20 protein-coding genes are annotated in these 23,670 nt (G+C 44.3%); 9 read left to right on the top strand and 11 right to left on the bottom strand.

The features are described 5' to 3' along the window. Window positions 1–241: 241 nt before the first annotated feature. The 3 genes from IX91_RS21200 to IX91_RS21190 all read right to left on the bottom strand — a co-directional run bounded on the left by IX91_RS21200 (window position 242) and on the right by IX91_RS21190 (window position 3,481). Entirely contained in the window at window positions 242–1,678 is a 1,437-nt protein-coding gene (locus tag IX91_RS21200) for a glyceraldehyde-3-phosphate dehydrogenase (RefSeq protein WP_004745089.1), read from the bottom strand. 329 nt (window positions 1,679–2,007) lie between these two features. Continuing rightward, window positions 2,008–3,084 carry a hypothetical protein gene (locus IX91_RS21195; RefSeq protein ID WP_004745090.1) on the bottom strand — a complete coding sequence of 359 codons (1,077 nt, stop codon included), beginning with the start codon at window positions 3,082–3,084 and terminating at the stop codon, window positions 2,008–2,010. Continuing rightward, complete coding sequence (locus IX91_RS21190) at window positions 3,059–3,481, bottom strand: hypothetical protein (protein WP_004745091.1); 423 nt, start codon at window positions 3,479–3,481, stop codon at window positions 3,059–3,061. The genes IX91_RS21195 and IX91_RS21190 overlap by 26 nt, the downstream gene beginning before the upstream one ends. 161 nt (window positions 3,482–3,642) lie before the next feature. Between IX91_RS21190 and IX91_RS21185 the strand changes: the two genes are divergently transcribed. Further along, entirely contained in the window at window positions 3,643–6,279 is a 2,637-nt protein-coding gene (locus tag IX91_RS21185; RefSeq protein ID WP_004745092.1) for a hybrid sensor histidine kinase/response regulator, read from the top strand. Here the strand turns inward: IX91_RS21185 and IX91_RS21180 are convergent. The 6 genes from IX91_RS21180 to IX91_RS21155 form a co-directional block, all read right to left on the bottom strand. Beyond that, window positions 6,276–6,737 (bottom strand): dCMP deaminase family protein, encoded by a 462-nt coding sequence (locus IX91_RS21180; protein WP_004745093.1) that lies wholly within the window; start codon window positions 6,735–6,737, stop codon window positions 6,276–6,278. The genes IX91_RS21185 and IX91_RS21180 overlap by 4 nt on opposite strands. Window positions 6,738–7,637: 900 nt before the next feature. Further along, on the bottom strand, window positions 7,638–8,915 hold the full coding sequence (locus tag IX91_RS21175) for a cytosine deaminase (RefSeq protein ID WP_004745094.1): 1,278 nt from the start codon (window positions 8,913–8,915) through the stop codon (window positions 7,638–7,640). Window positions 8,916–8,924: 9 nt separating this feature from the next. Then, window positions 8,925–10,163 (bottom strand): cytosine permease, encoded by a 1,239-nt coding sequence (codB, locus tag IX91_RS21170; protein WP_004745095.1) that lies wholly within the window; start codon window positions 10,161–10,163, stop codon window positions 8,925–8,927. A 764-nt stretch (window positions 10,164–10,927) separates the two neighbouring features. Then, complete coding sequence (locus IX91_RS21165; protein WP_004745096.1) at window positions 10,928–12,274, bottom strand: magnesium transporter; 1,347 nt, start codon at window positions 12,272–12,274, stop codon at window positions 10,928–10,930. Between the two features lie 125 nt (window positions 12,275–12,399). Then, window positions 12,400–13,623 (bottom strand): HlyD family secretion protein, encoded by a 1,224-nt coding sequence (locus tag IX91_RS21160; RefSeq protein ID WP_004745097.1) that lies wholly within the window; start codon window positions 13,621–13,623, stop codon window positions 12,400–12,402. After that, window positions 13,623–13,946, bottom strand: a complete 324-nt coding sequence (locus IX91_RS21155) for a hypothetical protein (protein ID WP_038197763.1) — start codon at window positions 13,944–13,946, stop codon at window positions 13,623–13,625. Before IX91_RS21155 ends, IX91_RS21160 begins: the two co-directional genes overlap by 1 nt. A 126-nt stretch (window positions 13,947–14,072) precedes the next feature. Here IX91_RS21155 and IX91_RS21150 point away from each other — a divergent pair, with 126 nt between their 5' ends. Then, on the top strand, window positions 14,073–15,065 hold the full coding sequence (locus IX91_RS21150) for an AraC family transcriptional regulator (RefSeq protein ID WP_004745101.1): 993 nt from the start codon (window positions 14,073–14,075) through the stop codon (window positions 15,063–15,065). Between the two features lie 8 nt (window positions 15,066–15,073). On the opposite strand, the gene IX91_RS21145 is transcribed toward IX91_RS21150, so the two are convergent. Beyond that, window positions 15,074–15,739 (bottom strand): pyridoxamine 5'-phosphate oxidase family protein, encoded by a 666-nt coding sequence (locus tag IX91_RS21145; RefSeq protein ID WP_004745103.1) that lies wholly within the window; start codon window positions 15,737–15,739, stop codon window positions 15,074–15,076. A 95-nt stretch (window positions 15,740–15,834) separates the two neighbouring features. Between IX91_RS21145 and pdxR the strand changes: the two genes are divergently transcribed. The 3 genes from pdxR to IX91_RS21130 all read left to right on the top strand — a co-directional run bounded on the left by pdxR (window position 15,835) and on the right by IX91_RS21130 (window position 19,001). After that, window positions 15,835–17,259 carry a MocR-like pyridoxine biosynthesis transcription factor PdxR gene (gene pdxR / locus IX91_RS21140; protein ID WP_004745105.1) on the top strand — a complete coding sequence of 475 codons (1,425 nt, stop codon included), beginning with the start codon at window positions 15,835–15,837 and terminating at the stop codon, window positions 17,257–17,259. Window positions 17,260–17,300: 41 nt separating this feature from the next. Continuing rightward, window positions 17,301–18,059 carry a class II glutamine amidotransferase gene (locus IX91_RS21135; RefSeq protein WP_004745106.1) on the top strand — a complete coding sequence of 253 codons (759 nt, stop codon included), beginning with the start codon at window positions 17,301–17,303 and terminating at the stop codon, window positions 18,057–18,059. Window positions 18,060–18,254: 195 nt separating this feature from the next. Further along, entirely contained in the window at window positions 18,255–19,001 is a 747-nt protein-coding gene (locus IX91_RS21130; RefSeq protein ID WP_004745108.1) for a substrate-binding periplasmic protein, read from the top strand. A 2-nt stretch (window positions 19,002–19,003) separates the two neighbouring features. Here the strand turns inward: IX91_RS21130 and yjeH are convergent, their stop codons facing one another. Then, window positions 19,004–20,263, bottom strand: a complete 1,260-nt coding sequence (gene yjeH, locus IX91_RS21125; protein WP_004745109.1) for an L-methionine/branched-chain amino acid transporter — start codon at window positions 20,261–20,263, stop codon at window positions 19,004–19,006. Window positions 20,264–20,467: 204 nt separating this feature from the next. Here yjeH and IX91_RS21120 point away from each other — a divergent pair, with 204 nt between their 5' ends. From IX91_RS21120 to IX91_RS21105, 4 genes are all read left to right on the top strand, one after another. Further along, entirely contained in the window at window positions 20,468–20,914 is a 447-nt protein-coding gene (locus IX91_RS21120) for an Lrp/AsnC family transcriptional regulator (RefSeq protein ID WP_004745111.1), read from the top strand. 11 nt (window positions 20,915–20,925) lie between these two features. Further along, complete coding sequence (locus IX91_RS21115; RefSeq protein WP_038197770.1) at window positions 20,926–21,846, top strand: LysR family transcriptional regulator; 921 nt, start codon at window positions 20,926–20,928, stop codon at window positions 21,844–21,846. A gap of 104 nt (window positions 21,847–21,950) precedes the next feature. After that, window positions 21,951–22,565, top strand: coding sequence for a LysE family translocator (locus IX91_RS21110; RefSeq protein ID WP_004745114.1), 615 nt, complete (start codon window positions 21,951–21,953; stop codon window positions 22,563–22,565). Between the two features lie 102 nt (window positions 22,566–22,667). Continuing rightward, window positions 22,668–23,669 (top strand): Gfo/Idh/MocA family protein, encoded by a 1,002-nt coding sequence (locus IX91_RS21105; RefSeq protein ID WP_004745115.1) that lies wholly within the window; start codon window positions 22,668–22,670, stop codon window positions 23,667–23,669. Window position 23,670: the final 1 nt, after the last annotated feature.

Raw genomic sequence — 23,670 nt, 5'->3', positions numbered from 1 at the left:
CTGCGCAATTATCTGCTCACCTATTTATCCCGATTGGTATGGCTAGATTAACCTGAGGTAAATGAATCAAACATGAACAGGTAAACAAAATACGGTGGAACCAAAAAAGCCACTTTCTAAAAGAAAGTGGCAACTACGGGGGATTATTATAGGTATTGTGTTGTGGAGTTTTGCCCCGGAAACTCCGGGGCGATATTCTGCTAATTAATCTGAGCTTACCCAGATTAATGAATCCCTGCGCTTATTTTGTTGGGTAAGTCTTGTAACGAACGCCCATCATTTGTTCCATACAGTGAACAACCTGACAGCTGTAACCAAACTCGTTGTCATACCAGATGTATAGCACGCAGCGGCTGTCTTGAGCGATAGTCGCAGCACCATCAACAACACCTGCAAAGCGAGAGCCCACTAAGTCAGTTGATACAATTTCAGTCGATTCTGTGTAGTCAATTTGCGCAGACAGCTCAGACGTCAGTGCCATTTCACGTAGGTAGTTATTTAGCTCTTCTTTATCTGTGCCTTGTTTAAGGTTTAGATTAGCAATCGCCATTGATACGTTTGGCGTTGGTACACGGATAGCGTTACCCGTCAACTTACCTGCTAGCTCTGGTAGGGCTTTAGCTACCGCTTTCGCCGCGCCAGTTTCGGTTAGTACCATGTTCAAAGAAGCACTACGACCACGACGCTCGCCAGAGTGGAAGTTGTCGATCAGGTTTTGGTCATTAGTAAATGAGTGAACGGTTTCAATGTGGCCTGATGTCACGCCGAACTTATCGTTAATCACTTTAAGAACAGGGGTAATTGCATTTGTCGTACAGCTTGCCGCAGAAATAATGCTGTCTTCGGCTTTGATAACGTTGTCGTTAACACCGAATACCACGTTCTTGATGTCACCTTTACCTGGTGCAGTCAGCAGTACTTTTTCAGCGCCTTTACACTCTAAGTGTTGACCAAGACCTTCTGCATCACGCCATACGCCTGTGTTGTCAACGACCAGTGCATTGTTGATGCCGTAGCTAGTGTAGTCGACTTCTTCTGGTTTGTTCGCGTAGATAAACTGAATGTAGTTACCGTTAGCAATAATCGCCTTGCGCTCTTCATCAACGACGATACTACCGTTGAATTGACCATGAACTGAGTCACGGCGCAGCAGGCTAGCGCGTTTTTCTAAGTCACCTTTCTTACCACCACGTACAACAACAGCGCGCAGACGAAGTGGGTAACCAGGACCAGATTTTTCAACAAGTAGACGAGTTAATAGGCGGCCGATGCGACCAAAACCATACAATACAACGTCACGTGGCTCAGAGACTGTTTCGCCATTCATTGCACCTAGAAGAGAGGTGTGAAGGAAGTCTTTAACACCATGAGAGTCATCACGACCTTGCCAGAATTCATGAGCAAGTTGACCGATATCGATGCGACATGGAGAAAGTTCCATTTCAGCAAGTGCTTTGATGAGAGGAAGAGTTTGCTCTGGAGTAAGAGCAGTACCTGTATAGCGACGTGCTAAACGGTGAGTTTTAATGATGTCGATGGTCGCTGCATTAACCAGTGTTTTACCAAAGAGTAGAACTTCGACGCCTTTGTGACGGTAAAGTTGACCTAGAAGTGGAGAAATAGTTTCCGCAATCGTTTGGCTCGTTTGCCAATCTAAGAGGTGTTTCTCTGGACTCATTGTTTGTATGGACCTTTCACGTTTTTTGGGGACTGACTCTATTTCACCTGTAGGGGGAGTGAATAGAGGAAATGTATTAATTTTGTAATTTTTATGCGGCAGGATTGTAAGGCCTAACATCTTATTCTGCTAGTAAAATTAATTCAGGTTATTTGGGCTGTTATTACACTCAGTCATGGCGGATATCACTGCAGATTGTAGGTAGTAGTGCCTATTGACATTTTTAAACAAGCAATCTTAATTTGTGATGAAAAATACTTGAAGCACATAAGTTATGTAATACGGTATGGATGATGTCTTAGCAGATAGATCTTCGTCACTGTATCTACTCAAAAGGTAAACGATAAACCAATAGAGAAGAGATCGACTTTGGTACTAAAAGGCTTAGTTGGATCTTGCGGCATAGTGAACTGCCCGCTGATCACGTTTTCTCTACCGTAGAAGCGTTGCCATTCGATAGAAGTGTTTAATTGGGGTGTCCAATCGTAGCGAAAACCGAACAAGTAGCTTTCTGTGTCCTTGGTCAGTCTTGCTTGTCCGTATTGAATATAGGGCGTGATCTTGCCGAATTGATAGTCAATACTTATGTACCAATCAGAGCTTAGCTCGTCAGCAAGCATGGTCTCTGCTTGTACATGAAGTTGTCCAAAGTAATGACTTACGCCCAAAGCGTAAATATCAAGATTATAGAATTTAGGTGACGCAATCAGTCCAGTCATTGTAGCGTCCAAGTTGACGTAGGCAATACGGAGTAAATTGTCGTCATAGAAGAGTTCCGAGCTCAAACCCAGCGCCCTTGAAATATCCAATGAAAAGGAAGAGTCGTACTGTTCGAAATGTTCCTCTCTCGGAATGGCAATATAGGGAGAAAAGACGATTTGATTGCCATTATCAAATTCGTGTAAGAAATCCGCGGCGATTCCTTCATAGTAAGTGAGTCCAAGATTGTTGTCGTATACCTCAGGAGGTAAGCGCAAAGAAGGGTAGGCGCTAGAGACATAGTAGTACTCAGACATAATAAACATTGGGGTTCTTAAGCGGCCTATTTTAGCGCGAAACATCCCAGCATTGTATTCCACCAATGCTCTTTCCAATTCGGGTGAAGAAAAATGGTCTTCTGGTCTTTTGACAACTTGAACCGTTGAGCGCAATTTAGGTGTGATCTGCCAATCAGCTTGAATACCTAAGGTGGTATCACAGTCAAAGCACCAATCATCGGTAATGTTTCGCCCAGAAAGTATCGGCAGTGAATTATTACTTTTGGCGGCAGAAAAGGTCCCAAACCCGCTTAGTTGAAAATCATCTGATAGTGCAATTTGTGCATTGCTTACTGCGGGAATCCATGACACGGAAACCATCGCCAAAAGCAAGTGGGTTCGTTTAATCTGAGAGCTGATAAATGACATAGGCGTCCTCAGGAAGCAGTTCTTCGGGAACATACGCAATGCCATTTGCGTTGTTCTCTAGCCAATGGAGAATGATTTCGAGAGACTCTTCCGGTACTTCCACAGGTGCGATGGCTTTACCAGAGAAGGAGAGTCGTGCCCAAATAGCAGACATCTGAGTCGGAGACTTATTCAGTAGTTTACGGTAGAAGTCTTCACGACTCTCGGAATCACGGGGAAGATCAAGGAGACGAACAGGCGCACCATTTACGTGGGACATGCGACCTCGATAAAGCAGTTTTACCTGATTTGAGCGCAATGCCTTCATATCTGGGTTAAGAGTAATCACAGCAAAACCAGTGGCGTTTGCTTGAATCGCTATCCCAAGTAGAAGTGTAGTGAGAACTAGCCTGATCAAAATATCCTTTCTTGTCGACGTTGTTGTACTAACTATTTGTTTTTATTTTATGAATACTAGTCATCAAATATTGAAGCGTGCAATTACTTACTCTTGTAGTTAATTGATCATCTAGACTTAAACCTTATACGCGCCAAAGTCGATTCAAGGAATGAGTCCGGATGTTACTGACTAATATGTCTATTAAAAGTAGACTATTTATTCTGTGTCTGATACCTACGCTCGCTATTCTTGCCTTCAGTGCCAATTTAGCTAGGGACTTTCAGAGCAGGCTCCACAGTTATCAACTGGTGGGTGAGAAGAATGACAGCATAAGTTTACTGACGGAGTTTTCTCATCACCTATATGTTGCGTTTAATCGTCGATTGAATGGCCAAAGTGCCAACGCTGCGGTGACGAGAGCGCAACAAACCATGTCGATGATCGCGCAGACCGCTCATACCTCTGAACATGTTCACCATGGAATTCAAACTTCGAACCATGCAAATAGCTACATTGAAGAGCTTCAATATCTTTTGCCTGAACTACTTTCTTCAGACAAAGCTTCTACCATCGAACTAGGGCAGTTGATCTACACCATTTACCATGATCTCCTTGTCGAAATTCATCGTCTTGAAAGTCATGAGGCTTCACCCCTGATTCATAGTCTGGATATTGTCTTATCTGATCTCAGTTGGCTTTACTTTTGGATGGAAAGAGAAGCATGGTTAACACAAGAAATTAAATGGTTAGAGTGGCAATATTCTGATTATGCAGAGGAGTACTTTCGTATTCGAGAAAGGCAGCAGTTGTACCTAGATAAGTTTATTAACTTAGGCGCAAGTTCCAATCAAGTAGAGGCTTTGCTCGACATTTTTGCCAGTAGAGAATTTCAACGTGGTTCTGTGGTGAAAGAGGCGCTACTAAATCATTCTGGAGAACGCATACCACCCTCTGAGTTTGTTGAAATTATCAATACACGTAATAAAGTGGTCGAGAGCCAACTGATGGCTTTTTCAAACACATTAAGACAGGAGCTTAACCAGAGTATTCGTAGCGCCAAACAAGGGCTGTGGTTAATCGCCATTGCAGGGTGTTCTGTGTTTATCGTGATGTTTGCTTGGGGAACAAGCACGATATACCGGATCAATTCCAAATTGGCCAAGATCATCAGTGTTATGGGACAGCTAAAGGAGAAAGATGGTGCAGAGCAGATCCCGATAGATGGGAAAGATGAGTTTTCATCATTTGCTCACCAACTCAACCATATTATCGAACAGCAATCAGACTATAAAAAGAATTTAGTCAAAGCTAAAGAGAATGCGGAAGCGGCAAACAAAGCAAAGAGTATTTTTCTTGCCAACATGTCCCATGAAATACGTACGCCACTTAATGGCATCATTGGCATGACAGAGATTCTCTCAGATAGTCACCTCACTACGGCGCAGAGAGAGATCCTCACTGATGTGGACACCTCTTCTCATGCTCTATTGCTACTCATCAACGACATCTTAGACCTATCTAAAATCGAATCGGGTAATTTGGCGCTATCCATTCGTAGCGTTGATCTAAGAGATATGGTGTATGAAACGCTAAGTATGGTTTCTTCGAATGCGCTTAAACAGCAAGTAGAGTTGCAGGTTGTCTATTCACCTACGCTGCCCGCTTCTATCGATATTGATGATTTCCGCTTCAAACAAGTGGTGATGAACCTGCTCAGCAATGCAATCAAGTTTACTCATAATGGTGTTGTGACCATTGAACTGGGCACCCATTTCGGCGAGCTACAATGTCATGTGATAGATAACGGGATCGGTATTTCAGAGGATAAGCTTGGCGATATATTTAAACCTTTCACCCAGGAGGATGGCAGTATTACTCGTCGCTTTGGAGGTACTGGCCTCGGATTAGCCATCTGTAGCCAACTTGTGGAGCTCATGGGGGGAAAGATAGAGGTCAAATCAACAACCGGGATAGGAAGCCGTTTTTCAATTACCTTGCCGTTGAATATTAGTGACGAACAAGCTGATAGGCTAGATCTATCGGCTCGCGGAGTTCTAGTGGCTAATGACTCGCAATATTTACGGCTGATTGTTGCTGAAAGTATACGTATCGGTGTGGAGTTAGAGGTATACCACTCAGTTGAGGAAATGTCCTCAAACGGCAATGATGTTCCGTTCATTCTATATTGCACTGAACGCAGTCGAAGCGCGCGCAAAGATGTCGCTAAGATTAGAAGCTTATACCCTTCTGCCCAGGTCATCGGTATGAACCATCACTTATACGCAAAACCAGAGTTAGACATACTTCTCGGTGCTTCAGTTACCCTGCCGCTATTGGGCCACCGATTTAGGTCAGTCTTAGAAGACGCGTTGAGTCGGAATCAGCTCAGTGACATGAGTGATAGTGAGTCCCCGCAAGAGTTTTTTCCTCTTGATGTCAAAAAGGTGCTAATCGTCGAAGATAACTTAATGAACCAAAAAATCGCCTCTTTCTTTCTCAATAAAATTGGTATTGAGTATGTGATTGCGAGCAATGGATTAGACGCAGTCAATGCAGTGAAGACCGAAGAAAGGTTCTGTGCAATTTTAATGGACTGCATGATGCCAATTATGGATGGTTTAACCGCGACGCGAGAAATCCGCCAATGGGAACAGGAAAAAGGAAAGGAAAAAGTGCCAATTATTGCGTTAACCGCGAGTGTATTACCTGAAGAAATTCAAAGCTGTTTCGACGCAGGAATGGATGCGTATCTTCCGAAACCATATAAATCGCAACAGCTTTTCGATACTTTTGAACGTTTAAAAGTGACGCTTTAATTCGCCTGTTCGATTTCTTTTAAATCATCTAACGGAAGCCAGTTAACTTTAACGCCCGCCTGTAAGAACATTTCTTGACTGACTTTGATTTTGTCTCCCCAGCGAGATAAGAAATCAGGCGTTTGTTCAGGACAATGAACGGCAGAAATACCGGTTTGAATGATCTTTGCCGCACAGTTAGGGCAAGGAAAATGAGTCACCCAAATTTCACATCCATCCAGATCGCGCTTTGCAAATAAGATCGCATTCTCTTCAGCGTGAAGCGTCTTTAGATACTTCATTTCTCTATCATCGGTCATTGCACTGTCTGAGATACCGTGAGGGTAACCATTAAAACCAACTGAAACGATGCGGTTTTGTTTTGTGATGACAGCGCCGACTTGAGTGGAGGGATCTTTACTCCAAGAGCCAACTAGTTCTGCCATTTGGTAAAAGCGTTGCGCCCATTTTGAAATCATTCAATCTTCCTCTAGGAGATGGTTAGCAAATAGACCAAGACTGGTGTAGTGCTAGAAAAATACATTATGTGATTTGGATCTCCACATAATATCCTAGTTTAACGTCGTATAGTCCAGAAAAAACCGCTGGTAGGAGAAGTGAACATTAAAATAGTGGCAGATTAGTGGGATTTTGGTCACCTTTTATTGATGGTGCTTGATGAGTTGAAATCGGAAATAGTCCCGTATCTGTGTGCGAGATCTCTTACAAAGCCGTGAGCATTATGAGAAACGAACGCTGAGAAATTTGGATGTTTGCATTGTAAGCGTCTGAAAATAATGGTTATGTATGTTTCTTGAACGGTCGGGAAATTGCTGAAAAGCGAAAAATAGCGTTGTGAAAATAATGGTGAAGCCATAATCTTAAGTTGTCAGCAGGGAGCAGACACGGAACAGGAAAGACCCAAGGAACGGTCATCTTCAGGACGAAGATTCGATTATTCAGGATGAGTAATTGGCATGGAAAGCGAAGGACATTGGCTGGACGCTAGTAACTAGGATGGTTACACAAGGATAGACAATGGACGCTTAACGGACTAAGGCAATTTCTATCAGGATGATAGAGTCAGGGACACCGCTTAAGGATAAAGCGATGAGAGTTAGCGAGGATAGCTAACGGGCTGGATTGCCAAGGACACCGCTAGGATGGCGATGATAAGGAAAGTGCTGAAGGATTCAGCGTACTATCAAGGAATAGATGCAGGGAGCACCTATTAGTAGCCGGATTGCTGCGAGTAAGAATAGAACCCCACTAGGCGAGAGCTTAGTGGGGTTTTCTTTTGTCTAGATAAAACATGACTTGTTCTAGAATAAAAAAGGGAAGCAGCGGCTTCCCTTTATGCATTTCACACTAATGTCCTTTTAGCGTTTGAACGTCACTTCTTCTTGGCTATCAAGATGGATTTGAGTCGTTGCTGGCTGTGTTTCAGCAATCACCTTACCGTTACGAACAGAGTAACGCACAGGTACTTGGCGACGTACTGCATCAAAGCCATTCTCTGCCGGTAGGATTAGTAAGCTACCTGGCTTGCCTTGCTCTATACCGTGTTTGTCTTGGATGTTTAACGTGCGCGCTGAATTAGTGCTGATTAAATCCAAACCATTGTTGATCTGATCGTAACCCATGACCTGAGTAACATGTAGACCCATATGCAGTACTTGTAACATGTTTGCTGTACCTAATGGATACCAAGGGTCAAACACGTCGTCATGACCAAAGCAGACATTGATACCAGCGTTTAGCATCTCTTTCACACGAGTTACGCCACGGCGTTTCGGATAATCGTCAAAACGGCCTTGTAGGTGAATGTTCACTAACGGGTTAGCCACAAAGCAGATGCCTGACATCTTTAACAGTCGGAACAAGCGAGACGCATACGCACCATTGTATGACCCCATAGCGGTAGTGTGGCTCGCTGTCACTCGATCGCCCATTTCATATTTGTGTGCTAGGGCAGCCAGTGTCTCAACGAAGCGCGATTGCTCATCGTCAATTTCGTCACAGTGAACATCGATTAGGCGATCGTACTTACGAGCGAGTTCGAATACATAGTGAAGTGACTCGACGCCGTACTCGCGAGTGAACTCAAAGTGGGGAATCGCACCGATCACATCGGCGCCTAACTGCACCGCTTCTTCTAGCAGTTCTTTGCCATTTGGGTAAGAGAGAATACCTTCTTGCGGGAACGCGACAATTTGAATGTCGACCCACTCTTTCATCTCTTCTTTGACCTCAAGCATTGCTTTTAAGGCGATTAAGGTTGGATCAGAAACGTCTACATGAGTACGAACATGTTGGATACCGTTAGCGATTTGCCACTTTAGAGTTTGTTTCGCGCGGCTTTTTACATCTTCAATTGAGAGGAGCTCTTTGCGCTCCGCCCAACGTTCGATACCTTCAAATAAGGTACCTGAGATATTCCAGCTAGGCTCACCTGCAGTTTGAGTGGTATCTAAGTGAATGTGCGGTTCACAGAAAGGCGCGACAGCTAAGCCGCCCTCGGCATCTAGAATATTACCGTCAAAAGCAAGGTCTGCATCGTTGTCGAGAATTTGCTTAAATTGACCGTCCTCAATAAGGATCTGTTTTAGACCTTGTTGATTGCGTAGCGTCGCGTTTTTGATCAATAGCGTTGTCATGATGCTTCCTTACGCTGTTTGTGTTTTCAGCGCGTGTTTGTTGAGAATTGAGTTTAGGACAGCGTAGCAAAGTGCTCCACCAAGTACAGCATTTAGCGGTACTACTCCAGGAATGAATTTACCTGCGGCTACGCCGATTGCGACAGCGATAATGCCAGCCCAGTTAATGGTTTGGAACTGCGCGTTTGCAAAATCTTTGTAACGTTTACGGTTGATTAGGAAGTCTGCGATAATAACGCCACCAATCGGTGGAATGGCCATCGAAAGAAACGTCAGCCAACCGACAAAGTTATTGTAAAGCCATAGCGCGAAGATGGTGCCAATGATGCCGTTCATGATCGACATAGTGGTACTAGAACGACCTGTAATGTTAGAGAGTCCAAGGCCTGAGGCATACAGCGCGTTCTCGTTAGTTGTCCAAATATTCAAGCCAAGCACAATGATAGCTGGTAGTAACAGGCCCTGAGCGATCATGACGTCAGAGATGTCCGCTTGACCTGTCGCTGCGGCACCTGCTGCGCCAAACATAAACATCAGCGAGTTACCAATAAAGAATGCCACCATAGTGACTAATACCGCGCTAGCCGGTTTTTTACCAAATCGAACGAAGTCAGCGGTCAGCGTACCTGCGCTAACAAATGAACCCACTACCATGGCAAGAGCAACAGAAAAGTCCATTGGCGTTTCAGGCTGAATGAGTTGCAGCTGTTCGAAACCACCAACGCTATCTACTGCCATAGATACCGAGTAGCTACCAAGAATGGCAATAGCAGGTACGGCAATCGCTGACAATACCATTAGGGCTTTAATACCGAAGTAAACCGTGGCAGTCATCAGTAAACCAGACACAACAATCAATGTGTTGGTATCAATGCCAGTCGCTTTTTGTACTGGAATGGCAAACATCGCAACACCGACGCCAAACCAACCGACTTGAGTACCGCCTAATAGAGCAGAAGGAAGCCATGAGCCTTTAGTACCAAAAGAGAAGCGAGCAAGAAGGTGAGTAGAGAGACCAGTAGAAGCGCCAATGTAACCAAGAAAAGAGGTGTAGATACCGAGAATAAGGTTACCGATGAGAACAGCGAGGAAGAAATCATTAAAGGAGAGGCCAGTACCAAGAGAACCACCTGTCCACATACTTGCGGAGAAGAAAGTGAGCCCAAGCATTACCATGGTAAGTGAAGCGACTCCTTTCCTTGCCGTTTCCGGTACGGGTCCAAGACTGTAGTTATTGTCCGCAGCCATTTATAACCTCCGCAAATAGATTGTCAATACAAATTGTAGGTAAAAATTAGTTAAACGGCGCGTATTATGGTGATATAAATCACATAGTCAATGCTTTATTGATAACTAAATCGATTGCGTGCAAGTCTGTTTTGATAATAATCATAATAACCAATGGGTTATGATTTCTATGACTTTCAAAAAATATCAGTATGAATGGATAGATAGGGGGTAAGTTGTTTAATTTACTTCAATAAATGACATTAATGGATTGTAGTTAATATAAATGACGTACTGTTTGATGGTAGGACTTGTTTAGGAGATAAACTGCTTGCTTTTTGTTCACTTATTATAATTAAACGAGCTTTTTTGAATGTTAAGACTAAGTAAAGTGCCAATTTTTAAACTTTAACCTTGATATTGTAACCAAATGGCTATTTTATTAGTTCTCCAGTTCTCCAGTTCTCCAGTTCTCCAGTTCTCCAGTTCTCCAGTTCTCCAGTTCTCCAGTTCTCCAAAAACAAAAAGGCCAACCTCAAGAAGTGAGATTGGCCGCTATAAGTGTGAACAAAATGGGTTCACTAACAACGTCAGTTGGCTAGGTGACCCTCGGCTTAATTAAGGGTCGCTATTACTGTTGCACTATATGTGCCAACTTTAATAGCACCAAATTGCTCTGAAATTAATCGATTTTAGGACATTTCTGCCATTCCAATTGCATATTGAAATTGCAAAATGCGAATAACCACAATAATGCTAATGATATGATAATAACTTAACCAAAGTTATAACATCACTAAGCTCGCTGTTCCGAGGAAGGCAAAGAAGCCTACAACGTCCGTCACTGTCGTGAGAATGACCGATCCCGCAAGCGCAGGGTCGAGCTTCAGTTTGTCGAGAATAATAGGGATAAGGACACCAAATAGAGCCGCGGTGATAATGTTGACCACAATAGCAAGTGCTATGGTTGCACCAAGAATAGTTGATTGAAACCATAACCCTGCGAGACCGCCAATGATTAGCGCCCAAAGCAAGCCATTAATAGAGCCTATTCCAATTTCGTTTTTTAGTAGCGCCCAGCGGTTACCTGAAGTGATCTGATTAAGCGCCATGGCACGAATCATCAAGGTCAGTGTTTGACTACCTGCGATTCCTCCCATTGACGCAACTATTGGCATCAGTACTGCCAAAGCGACGACTTGTGCGATCACATCTTCAAACAGGCCGATAGTCACTGATGCCAGAATCGCTGTCATTAAATTAATACCAAGCCAGACGCCACGTTTTTGCGAGCTCTTGAGCACTGGTGCGAATAGGTCATCCCCTTCATCCATACCGGTACCGGCCATTAAGCGGGTCTCGTAGATTTCCCTTTGAGTCGTAAGAGCAAAGTGCCAATCAACTTCTCCGACCAAAACTTGCTTGTCGTCGGTCACTGGCATCGCCGATAAAGAGGAGTGCTCCAGAGCTTCAATGCTCTCAGCCAGCGTTAGTTTTGCATTGAGCGTCAGTACATTCTCGATTGAGATGTTTTTGAGTCTTTCGTTCGGCTCTGCTCTAAGAAGGTCAATGTAACTGACTAAACCACGAAACTGCTTACGTTTATTGATCAGGTAAATGTGCTGCGGAGCGTCGTAGCTGTAGCGCTCCATAAGTATTTTGGCTTTCTCCACCGAAATATTGAAGGGTAGGGTCACGACTTTTCTTTCTGCCCAGCGCCCAAGTTCATCATCTTCATATTCATTAGCCTGATCGTAAAGTTCTAGCTCATCTTTTTCGATCAGTTGCAGCGCTTCGTTAATGATCTCATCAGGCAGTGAATCGGCCCACTCGATTAAAGAGAGGTTATCTAGCTTAGCTAAGGTGAGTTTAAGTTCCGTTTCAGACAGCTCATCAATGATTGAATGACGTACTTCGGCACGCGCTTCTGTGAGTACCTCAATATGCAGCTCAAGCGGAAGCCCTCGCCATAGCGTTACCCTCTCTTCAATAGGGAAGGCTTCGAGAATAAGCGCCACAGAGCCAGATTCTAATCCAGCTTCGATCAGATCATTAAGAATGGCAACTTGCTCACTCTCTTCTGCTTGTACGATTTGTTCAATTAAAACGGAGAGGTCTTGAAACTGGCTCACTGAGCACCTCGTAAACTTGGTAATTTGCTTAACTGGTTATCAAAGTACTCTAAAGTGGCGGAAAAACAATACTTTGTTCAGATGGAATAAACAAAAAGACCGCTATTGCTAGCGGTCTTAAGGTCTTAAATGGAATAGAAGAAGTAGAGCTGGGACTTCATACGAATGATGATGCCGCGAATCGCATCTAGGAATGCCATAAAACCAATCGGTTTATCGCCACTGATCCAAGCTAAGCCAACAGAGCCAACAGGAATGTCATAGCCATCAGTTTCTTCGATTTTCAACCTAACAAAGTGATGCTTGTTTTGAAGGTTTTGACCCGTCGTTGTTCGCACTGGTTGATCAAATCCAAGTAAGTTTCCTTGAGATTCTCCGGTTGCCTCCACAATGCCTTCAACCTGAGCTGAGAAGATCTTGCCCGGATAAACAGAAGAAGCAAACTCAGCCGCATGGCCCGGTTTAACGTTTCTAATGGCCTGATGATTCACACGCATAAGTACATATTTTTCATCGGTGTACATTTGAAGTCTAGGCATCATAGAGACACGTTGCCCTTCACGAAGTATAAAGTTGGTAACGAAACCGTCAGCCGGAGCGTATACCTTGGTGCTGTCTAAGTCCCATTGTGCTTTAGCGAGCTTCTCACGAGCCGTCTTCCAATCGGCCTGTTTACTTTTTACGGTCAACTTGGCCTTAGTTATCGCGAGTTTAGCTTTATCGGCATCCACTATTCTGGTATTTAGTTCGGACTCGATGGTTGAAATATTGTGTTGTGCTTTCTCGACTGCTGTCTCTTGTTTGTCGATATCACTTGCGGTGATGGTATTTTCTACGACACGGTTTTGCTCTTGATAACGCTTAAGCATTTTAACTTGCAGTTTGTGATCGACTTTTGCTGCTGCTAAACGGCTTTCTGTGGTCTTCACCTCTTGTTGCATAGATTGATACGTTGCTCGAGCAATCGCGATATCTTCTTTTGCTACTTGGTAAGCCACGTCTGCTGATTCTTCTGCAACTTGCGCTTGATTGAGCGAAATCTGGTATTGGGTAGGATCGATTTCGTAAATGAGCTGACCTTTTGAAACTTGTTGGTTTGGCTCAATATAGATTTTGTCTACTTTACCTGTCACATTTGGCGAGTCAGGACGCAGCTGTATGTGCGGTGATTGAACCACGGAACCACCAGAGAGATCCATTGGGGTAAAGTTGATCAGGCCAACCCACACAAACATTAGCCAAGAGGCGCCACCTAGGTAAGCGAATGACTTAGTCACTTTGTTCCAAGGCATTCCAACAAGGCGAAGCAAATAGATAAACAATGCCCAGACGGCTAAACCTTCTAACATTACGCTTCTCCTTCAGAGTTGTTACTTTTTGGGGCGTGACGCCAGGTATCGCGAAGGTTGATGATGGCTTTTTCCATATCAACGAAGGCGAGAATTACGGCGACAACCCAAACCCAGTGCCAGATAAAACCAATCCATGTGAGTGCCGTTATCAATCCTATTTGATGATGATCTTTGCTATGGGCTTTATTGATTGGTAGTTCGTGGAATTTCCAAAATCCAAATAATGCAGCGCCAACGGTGGCAACAAGAACAACCGTTGCGACAACGTGCAAAATTGTATCGGCATTTGTTCCGACGAACGGGACACTTAGTAAACTCATTCAAGGCTCCAAAGTAATAACAGAGCTTGATTGTGATCTAGAATTGAAAAAGTCGATGGGTTGTGACAGATTAAATCACATGACGCAAGATATTGAGTTGATCTGTAAATGGATAAAGTGAGATTTATGCGAGCGATAGGTATTTACAACATGCACCTAGAAGCTCACAAGCGTTATGATTTGGAGCAAGGCTCTCTTGGGATACCGGATGAGGTTTTTCACAATCCGATGACGCTTATCCCCCTTTCGGAAGTTAATCAGTGGTTTGCCAAACTTGAACACAAGACGGGTAATCCGGATATTGTGCTTGAACTAATGCAAGACAATGACATTGCGCGAATAGGTGCCATCAGTCACTGGTTATTGTCAGGTTTTGACTTTGCTTCAACGATACGGCGTATGAACTATGGCCTTAATAGTTTACAAAATGGTGCGTTTTTATCGGCTGCTTTAAGTGGATCCATCATTAAGTGGTCATACCGAAACCCACATGTCAGTCCTCAAGTCAAAGTCCACGATAGCGTTCGCATGGCAGTCGCGTTGGTTAAAGTTATGAGGCTCTATCTTGGCTCGAATTACTCCCCTTTAAGAGTACGTTTATCAGGGACTCGCAAGAACATAGAGAAGTATCGAGCGTTCTTTGGGTGTGACATTGACTGGAGCCATTCCAGTACTGAGATTTGGTTTCACTCTGAGGTTCGTTTAGCCACCAAGCAACAGTCCAGTATCCGTAAGGGGCGACTCGCGATGAATTTCTCTGACTTGGATGAGCTGCTCAATATGCCGGATCCAGAAGATGAAGTTAAAGTGATTTATGAAGTACTTAACTACAGTCGTTTTCATGGTTTACCGACACTTGAGCACGTCAGCGGCTTATTGGGTATGTCGACACAGCAGTTTCAGCGAGCGCTGCGTAAGCTTGGAATGAACTTCTCGACCGTCTGCGGATATGTGCTGAGTAACATTTCCGTCTCAATGTTGACCAAAGGTGTAGCTATTGATGAGATCGCGCGTCGGCTTGGCTATCAGAACACTGCAAGCTTCAATCGAATGTTTAAGAAAAACAGAGGACTAACGCCCATCCAATATGTTCAGCATTACTGCTTAGATGAGCGTTAAGTATGATGTTACTTGCCTTGTTGGTCGTGCCAGCGTGAACCATAGGCTTGGCTGTAGTCTGGCGTTTGGCTGTGTTTGGAATCTGGCATTGCCTTCAAAGGACCTACAACGGTTCGATATGGTAGGAAGCCAGCAAAAGCGGTTAGGTCCATATCGCCTAGGTCATCATTGACGTCTCCTTTGCTGACTTTTACCGACGCTTCGGTTAGAGGGATGGCGAGCAACATAGTGCTGTTTAGCTCTCGTTCGCTGCTGAGTCTGACGTCATTGGTTCTTCCGGGGGCTATTTGCTCAACAAAATGATTCAGTATTCGGTCTTTCTCGTGCTTATCATCTATCGCGGTGAAATGACCAAGTACAACCGCACTTCGATAGTGGGCGCTATGATGGAATGCGCTTCTTGCTAAAACCCAGCCATCGAACAAGGTGAATGTTAAACAGGTATTGACCCCACCTTTTAAAATGCGCATCAGCCGACTGTTGTTTGCTCCGTGAATATAGACGGTATCTTCTACGCGCCATGCCAACATCGGGATGACATAGGGTTGCTCACAGTCTGAGATAGCGATGTGAGCCACTAATGACTCGTCGATAATGTCGTACAAGGCTTGTTGCTCGGTCACCGCTTTATGAGCCCCTTTCTTAAGTTCAGTTCTTTTGGTTGCTGATAACATTGCTTTGCCTCCTGCAAATATTTGATTTACAGAAAATGTATCTTTAAATTGGTACTAAATTTAGAGCCACTTCTATTTGATGGATGGATCCACTTATGGCGTTAATCGATATTGGCGATCTTCAATTAAGTAACGAGAGTCGTACTAAGCAAGATGCGTTGTTTAACGCAGTCAGGGATAAAATCGTTGGGCAGTTATGGGGAAAGGGGCTCAAGCTTCCTTCGACACGTAAACTGGCTGAGGAGCTTAACCTGAGTCGGAATACGGTGATCCATGCGTATGAACAGTTGCATGCTGAAGGTTATTTGGAGAGCCGAGTTGGATCTGGCTACTTTGTTGCGCTTGAACTGCCAGACCAGTTCGTGACAACGGCTTATCAATCTACTAAGCCAAGCCGCCCGGTTATAGCTGCTGATTACAGTCGTGCTTTTTCGCCCGGAGTTCCGGATCTTGGTGAGTTTCCAACCCAGAAATGGCAAAGATTATTATCTCGCCATATTAGTCGTGTAAGCCTGCTGGGTGGGCAAGATGTTCAAGGTGACGGCAGTTTGCGAGAAGCGCTTGCAAGCTACTTGGCGACGAGCCGTTCTGTGGTCTGCGATCCAGATAGGGTAGTTATTACGTCGGGAGCACAGCAAGCCCTAACCATAGCTGCTTTGCTGACAGTTAAAGAAGATCACAGCATTTTGATGGAGCAGCCAGGTTATGCGCAGATGGCTAAAGTTCTCAACTGGCTTAATTGTGATTGGAGCCCTGCGGTCGTTGTACCTAAATCGGGGTTGGATTTGAACTTAGTTGAGGGCAGTTGTAGCAAGGTGATTTACGTCACCCCAAGTAACCAATATCCGCTTGGCACGACCTTAGATATCAATCAGCGCTTAAGGCTAATTGAATGGGCGAAAAACCGTAATGGCTGGATCATTGAGGATGATTACGACAGTGAATTTCAGTTTGCTCACCGCCCATATCCAAGTCTGCAAGGCTTAGCAGCTAAAACAGGGCATGATCAACACGTTATCTACGTAGGTTCCCTTAGTAAAGTAATGTTCAATGGCCTTCGCTTAGGTTATCTGGTGTTGCCCAAATCTATGGTTGAACAAGCCCTAAGCATAAAAGATGCGTTAAGTGGTGACTCTCCGAGCCACACTCAAGCTGCTCTGGCGGATTTTATTGCCGAAGGTGACCTAATTCGTCATATTCGAAAGATGCGTCGTTTGTACAAACAAAAACATCAAATGATGCTGACGATGATAGAACGATATTTCCAAGGGAGTTTGGAGGTGATCAGCCAAGCGGCAGGGCTGCATGTCACTGTGAAGTGGCGAGGGCATATTGCGGAACAAGATTGGGCTGCACGTGCGTCCGCTCGTGGCATTGTGATTCGTCCTTTTTCTTATTACGAGCAGCATGATGGCGGAATGCAACGTGATTGGTCTGGCGCTGTCTTGGGCTTTGGTAATGTTGCTCTAGATGAAATCGAGCCAAATATCCGTACCCTTGCCGAAATCTTCAATTCATGATGTTATTGATTAAGGTGTAACTAGAGGGAGGAAGGGTTTGTATGTGTCGATGGTTAGCCTATCAAGGAGAGTCAATTTATCTCGATGAGTTGGTTTATGAACCGGAACACTCATTGGTTCATCAGAGTTTAGAGGCACGTAAGGCGGTCACAAGAGTGAATGCTGACGGCTTTGGGCTGGGTTGGTACACTGAGCGAGATACGCCTGGACAATTTCACGAAGTGCTTCCTGCATGGGGAGATGAAAACCTTCGCTCACTTACTCATCATATTCGTTCTCATCGTTTTATGGCACATGTGCGATCATCGACAGGCACACAAGTCTCACGGTCTAATTGCCATCCTTTTATCAGTGAAAACTGGATGTTTCTCCACAATGGTCAGATTGGAGGTTTTGAGCAGGTTAAATTTGAGTTGGAACGTCAACTGTGTGAGTCGCTGTTTCTGAAACGTATGGGGACGACAGACAGCGAGTTAATCTTTCTGCTTATGTTGCAAAATGGCTTAAAGCAGAACCCTGTTGAAGCGATTAGAAACACTTTATCAATGATCAGTAACCTTATGACTGACAAGCAAATTGAGGAGCCGTTAAAAGCTTCAATTTGTGTTTCGGATGGCAATCAGTTTTGGGCAGTTCGTTATAGCTCAGATCAAGAAGCTCCAACGGTTTTTATCAAACAAGATGGCGCGAATGTTGTTTTGGCTTCAGAGCCGTTAGAAAAAAGCCCCGAATGGAAAAAAGTGAGCCCTCAGACGATTCTAAATATCTGCTTAGACAAAGTGGATTCATACGCTATTTAAACAGCTAGCAATGTTCAGTTTCTGCCCAATGAATCTGAGAATTGAGAGAAACACAGAACAGCCTAGCCAATTTAAGTCAGAACGGCCTTGAGCTAATTGTTAGCAGACCAAATTACCATGCTCTACTATTGATAGAGTAGATACCTAAGCAGTGAGATTCGTTGGTTAGGTATTTGGTCTGGCGGGAGACAGTTTATGGTTCAAAGGTTATGGGTTTTGTCTTTGTGTTTGCTAAGCTTTTTTTCCTACGGGAAAGAGACGCTGAGAATTGTCTATTATGACTCCTTCCCGCCATATTCCTATATCAATGCAGCCGGCGAGATGGAAGGGATACTGGTAGACATAGCAAAAGAAGTACTGGAAAAACAGATGGATCTTGAAGTGTCACACGAAGGCTATCCGTGGAGTCGTGCGCAAAGGATGGTGTTCAACGGTCAAGCCGATGCGTTTATCACAGTACCGACGCCAGAGCGGCTGAATTACGTCAATGTTGCAAAAGAGCCTGTATTTAGCGCGCCAATCAACCTATTTACCTACAAAAATCATGCGCATCTGGATAAGTTAGAGCAAGTGTCTCGCATTGAAGACTTGAAGGAATTCGTGATTCTAGATTATGTCGGAAATGGTTGGGGGAACGAAAATTTCCCCCAAGACTCTTACACTAGAGTGATCGAGTCAGATCTCTCTATCGCATTACAAATGCTCGCTAAGAAAAAAGGAGATGTTGTAGCCGTTGATAAAGTCGTGGCTGAATTTCTCTTATCTAAGCATGATCGACGCAACTTGATCACTGAGCTTCCCGTGACTTTAACTGTAGCACCTTTTGCGCTGTGTATTTCCAAAACATCTCAGTTCGTCACGATACTTGAGGAATTTTCCGAGCAAGTGTTGGCATTTCGCCAGCAAGGCGGAGAACGAGAAATACTGGCCAAGTATAAGTAGCATCATATGTTATTTGAGCCGTTCGCCGTGTGTGACTTTCTCCACGGTAAACTAAGTAGCGCGAAGACGGTGACAGCGTAGAGCATCGACCAACCAAGGCACACAAACACAGCCGAGCAGAGAAGCAAAGAAACCGCAGCAAGGTATCGACTCAATCCTGTGAGTAGCTTGTAGGCTGCAAGCATCGCTAGAAGGTAGACCAAAACAAATATTCCATTGGCGAGCTTGAGAAAGAACTCCAAATCCAAACCTGACAACTCACCCGCGACACAAGAAACCAGAGCCACACCGCCAACAACAAAGGTCGCATTTGCCGGGACACCTTTAATCGATAGTCTAGCGAGCGCGCTATTTGGGCTGTATTCCTTAGCCTGTGCCCATACCATGCGAGATAAGCTTTGAGTGTAGAGATTTACACTAGCAAAGCATGCCCCAAAACCCACGATACTGATTAAGGCTTTGAACTCTGGACCAAACAGATTTTCAGAGATCCAAGGAATTGATGTGCTATCGAACATAGGCGAACCGTAAGCGCCCATCTTTAACACTATGATTGAACATATCCAGTAAGTCGCCCCTGCGATAAAACAGCCAATCACAATCGCAATAGGGAAGTCTCTTTGAGGGTTCTTAAACTCTTCTCCCATATGGGCGAACGCTTCTATCCCAACAAAACACCAAAACATGACACCTAATGCTAACCCGACAGACCACAGGCTATCACCACTAAGAGGCGGCAAGATTAAATCCTGAGAACTAAAGTCGCCTTTCCACCAGAACGCCGTGATAAGAGCAAAAATAGACAAGGCAATAATGGTTTGTAACCTGCCTGAAGATTTGGTTCCAGCGAGATTCACGCCAATAAGCAAAGTCACGGTGAGCAATTGGGCAAATAAAGGAGAGTTGATGCTTTCAGGCATCAGCTGCTGCAAAAATCCAGCCGCTAACGCAATGGCAGCAGGTACACCGACCGGAACGACACTAAGAAACAACCATGCGACGCTTTTTTCAAGTTTGGAGTTAAATGCCTTACGGACAAAGTAAGCGGTACCACCAGCACTCGGGTAACGTTTACCAAGCTGGGCGAAAGTGAGTGCAATAGGGCAGATTGCAACAAATAGGATTAACCATGCCCAAAGGGACGCATGCCCCGCGATACCTGCTGCTATTGCTGGCACCATAAACAGCCCTGTCCCTAACAGCGTTGTCGATAATTGGCCGATGCCAGATAGCAATGTTATCTCTTTTTTCAGCTCACTCATTATGCTCTCCCTGCATCGTGTTCAGTTTTAAAACAAGGTTATCTCAAGCGGCTTAGGTATGCATTAGTCAATTCGTCACCGATAGCGGTCACATTGTCTGTTTGTGGTTTTAGAGCTGTCAATTTGACTGCTTTCATCTCTAGCAATTTTGTGTCACATTGCATTCAACCAACAGGATAAGTTGGCGTAATTGGGAAGTAAAATATGGACAAATTTGATCGGCAAATCATAGACATTCTAAAACTTAACGCTCGGGAGAGTGTGAGTGATATCGCTAGAAAAGTGAATCTGTCACGCACGGCAGTAACGGCGAGAATTCAAAAGCTCGAACATGAAAAAGTAATCCTTGGCTATCATGCTGATGTGGCGAAAACTGAGAACAAAGAACTGATCAAAGCCTATCTCGCCCTTAAGTTTGATATGTCGAGCTCGACTCAGTACTGCGAAACCTATGCCGATCTGATTTATCAGATTGATGGCGTAAAATGGTGTCATGCGATTAGCGGAGAAACTGACATGATGCTGTACGTCGAAGTTGATTCAATGACTCGGCTGAATGCCATTCGGGACGAATTGCAAAAGATTCCAGAGTTGCGTCATCTGATGACTCACACTGTACTTAATGAATTCTTTAATACGCTAAACACATAGCGCTCAAAATGATGCTGAACAATCTTAACCTTAATTTGTTGCGCTCTTTGCATGTATTGCTCGAAGAGTGCCATGTTAGTCGAGCGGCAGAGCGTCTGCATGTCACTCAGTCTGCCATGAGCAGGCAGCTATCACAGCTACGAGAAATATGTGGTGACCCATTATTGGTTAGAGATGGGAACCAACTAATACCTACGCCCCGCGCGCTTGAGATGAAAGATAAACTGTGCGAGCTACTTGGCGAGTTTGACGCCTTGCTTGCCGATAAGCCATTTGACCCTCAAATTTGGCAGCAAGAGTTTGTGCTATCTTCCAGTGATTATGTCGCTCAATACATAGTACCTGATGTGGTGTCAGTTGTTGTCGAGCAAGCGCCTAAAGTCAATATTGCCTATCGATTATGGCAGCCCGACTTTCTAACCCAGTTTGAATCAACGGGCATTCACTTGGCTTCAACCATGTTGGCAGAGAAGCCAGAAAACCTGAGTAGTGTAAAAATAGGACAAGACAAGTCTGTCTGTTTGATGAGTGCTACGCATCCTCTTAGTGCCGCAACGAGTATGTCTTGTGAAGAGTTAGTCTCTTATCCTCATTTGAAAGTAACGGGGGGAGGAGACAAAGACTCCAATGCAGATATTGCTCTGAATAAGCTCGGATTTCGTCGCCGGATTGCGCTCAAGGTGCCGTTCTTCTCAGCAGCGGTTAATGCATTACACAGTAGTGATTATCTTATGGTTGTGCCAGAACACATTGCGCGAAATTTAGCCAAAGAAGCCCAGCTCGTATACAAGCCTTTGCCTTTTGACACTGAAGCTCATCTCTATTGGCTAATGTGGCACCCGAAATACGATCAAGATAAGGCGCATCAATGGATGCGAGAAAAAGTGCTTCATGCGATGCAAACTTCACCATACTCCGTTGGTATGATTTGATATCATGATTGTCATGATTAACTTTGATTTCAATTCATTATCCGCATGCTTTAACGTGGCTGTTATTCACTAGTAATGAAACATATGATTTAAAGGATTCTGGTATGACGTTCACGGTATGGTTGTCTCTATTCACTATTTGTATTCTCGGAGCCATGTCTCCTGGGCCGAGCCTTGCGATGGTTGCAAAACATAGCCTCGCCGGAGGGCGACTAAATGGTTTAGCCGCGGCTTGGGCACATGCAATCGGTATTGGTATTTATGCGTTTATCACCTTAATTGGTTTGGCGGTGGTGCTGCAGCAATCTCCTTTGCTGTTTAAAACCATTAGCTATGCCGGTGCCGCTTATTTGGCTTATCTTGGTTACAATGCTTTGCGCTCGAAAGGCGGTGTAGCAGCAAGGCTTGAATCCGGTGAGCAGACGAGTATCTGGCAGTCTGCCAAAGAAGGTTTTTTAATTTCTTTGCTTAGCCCAAAGATCGCACTTTTCTTTATCGCCTTGTTTAGTCAGTTTGTCGCTGTGGGTGATAGCGTTGCTGCTAAAGGCTTGATTGTCTTGACTCCGCTAGTCGTAGATGGTTTATGGTACACCCTGATTACATTTTTGCTTTCCAGTCCGCGATTAATTGATAAAATCCGCTCAAAAGCTTTGCTAATAGACCGACTGTCAGGTGCTGTTTTAATTTTGCTTGCTGTGCGCGTTATTCTGACGGTTTAATTCCCTGTACAACAACGGCCAACGCTTCGAAATTTAAACTCGATGTGATAGGTCTAGATTGGGTATTCATGTTGGCAAAGTGTCGTAAAAGGAGAATTAAGAATGATAAGACTGGCTATCATTGGTACCAACTGGATTACCGACCAATTTGTTGAGGCTGCTTTAAAAACAGGTCAATACCAACTAAGCGCGGTGTATTCGCGTTCGTTAGAGAGTGCAGAGCGATTTGCAGAAAAGTACGCTTCGCCTGCTTTGTTTGATGATTTAGATCTATTGGCCGCATCGCCTCTATTTGATGCGGTTTATATTGCGAGCCCTAATATCTTACATGGGCCGCAAGCCATACAAATGATGAAAGCGGGAAAACATGTGATTGTCGAAAAACCAATGGCATCGAATCTCGCTTTGGCTAAGCAGATGTTTAAAGTGGCTGAAGAGAACAATGTGTTGTTATTCGAAGCCTTTATGTCAGCGCATATCCCTAACTTCAAACGCTTGAAGGATGAGCTGTCTTCGATTGGTCAGATCCGCAAAGGTTTTATCACTTACTGCCAATTCTCGTCGCGCTATCCAAAGTACTTGGCGGGAGAAAATCCAAATACGTTTAATCCAGAATTTGCCAATGGATCAATTATGGATATTGGCTTTTACTGTTTAAGTTCTGCGGTTGAGCTGTTTGGCGAGCCGAAATCCGTTAAAGCTGCCGCTCAGCTTCTTGATTCTGGTGTTGATGGCAGTGGCAGCGTTGTTCTCGAATACGATGGGTTTGAAGTGGTTCTTCAGCACTCGAAAACGAGTGACTCTTATTTGCCAAGTGAGATTCAAGGTGAAGAAGGGGTATTGTTGATGGAAATGATATCAACCGCGAAGAAGCTGACTAAGTTTACCCGTGGTAGTGACATTGGTATTGATCTTAGCGTTAAACAAGAGCTTAACCCAATGTATTACGAAGCACTTGAATTTGCTTCCCAATTCAAGCAACAATCAACGAATTCAAGCTGCACTCAACGTTCGTTAATTGTAGCCAAACTGCTCGAAGAAATTCGTCGCCAAACAGGCGTGGTATTTCCGACAGACAAGAAGAACTTTGCGAAAAAGAAATAGA

It is taken from the genome of Vibrio tubiashii ATCC 19109 (assembly GCF_000772105.1).
GTDB classification, from domain to species: domain Bacteria; phylum Pseudomonadota; class Gammaproteobacteria; order Enterobacterales; family Vibrionaceae; genus Vibrio; species Vibrio tubiashii.
The sequence above is the reverse complement of the archived record's forward strand: the minus strand, read 5'-3'. Positions and strand labels throughout refer to the sequence as shown.

What these genes read in the sequence shown, in the direction of transcription:
- IX91_RS21200 (WP_004745089.1), bottom strand. Translation starts at nt 1,678, where the DNA reads ATGAGTCCAGAGAAACACCTCTTAGATTGGCAAACGAGCCAAACGATT.
- IX91_RS21195 (WP_004745090.1), bottom strand. Translation starts at nt 3,084, where the DNA reads ATGTCATTTATCAGCTCTCAGATTAAACGAACCCACTTGCTTTTGGCG.
- IX91_RS21185 (WP_004745092.1), top strand. Translation starts at nt 3,643, where the DNA reads ATGTTACTGACTAATATGTCTATTAAAAGTAGACTATTTATTCTGTGT.
- IX91_RS21180 (WP_004745093.1), bottom strand. Translation starts at nt 6,737, where the DNA reads ATGATTTCAAAATGGGCGCAACGCTTTTACCAAATGGCAGAACTAGTT.
- IX91_RS21175 (WP_004745094.1), bottom strand. Translation starts at nt 8,915, where the DNA reads ATGACAACGCTATTGATCAAAAACGCGACGCTACGCAATCAACAAGGT.
- codB (WP_004745095.1), bottom strand. Translation starts at nt 10,163, where the DNA reads ATGGCTGCGGACAATAACTACAGTCTTGGACCCGTACCGGAAACGGCA.
- IX91_RS21160 (WP_004745097.1), bottom strand. Translation starts at nt 13,623, where the DNA reads ATGTTAGAAGGTTTAGCCGTCTGGGCATTGTTTATCTATTTGCTTCGC.
- IX91_RS21155 (WP_038197763.1), bottom strand. Translation starts at nt 13,946, where the DNA reads ATGAGTTTACTAAGTGTCCCGTTCGTCGGAACAAATGCCGATACAATT.
- IX91_RS21150 (WP_004745101.1), top strand. Translation starts at nt 14,073, where the DNA reads ATGCGAGCGATAGGTATTTACAACATGCACCTAGAAGCTCACAAGCGT.
- IX91_RS21145 (WP_004745103.1), bottom strand. Translation starts at nt 15,739, where the DNA reads ATGTTATCAGCAACCAAAAGAACTGAACTTAAGAAAGGGGCTCATAAA.
- pdxR (WP_004745105.1), top strand. Translation starts at nt 15,835, where the DNA reads ATGGCGTTAATCGATATTGGCGATCTTCAATTAAGTAACGAGAGTCGT.
- IX91_RS21135 (WP_004745106.1), top strand. Translation starts at nt 17,301, where the DNA reads ATGTGTCGATGGTTAGCCTATCAAGGAGAGTCAATTTATCTCGATGAG.
- IX91_RS21130 (WP_004745108.1), top strand. Translation starts at nt 18,255, where the DNA reads ATGGTTCAAAGGTTATGGGTTTTGTCTTTGTGTTTGCTAAGCTTTTTT.
- yjeH (WP_004745109.1), bottom strand. Translation starts at nt 20,263, where the DNA reads ATGAGTGAGCTGAAAAAAGAGATAACATTGCTATCTGGCATCGGCCAA.
- IX91_RS21120 (WP_004745111.1), top strand. Translation starts at nt 20,468, where the DNA reads ATGGACAAATTTGATCGGCAAATCATAGACATTCTAAAACTTAACGCT.
- IX91_RS21115 (WP_038197770.1), top strand. Translation starts at nt 20,926, where the DNA reads ATGCTGAACAATCTTAACCTTAATTTGTTGCGCTCTTTGCATGTATTG.
- IX91_RS21110 (WP_004745114.1), top strand. Translation starts at nt 21,951, where the DNA reads ATGACGTTCACGGTATGGTTGTCTCTATTCACTATTTGTATTCTCGGA.
- IX91_RS21105 (WP_004745115.1), top strand. Translation starts at nt 22,668, where the DNA reads ATGATAAGACTGGCTATCATTGGTACCAACTGGATTACCGACCAATTT.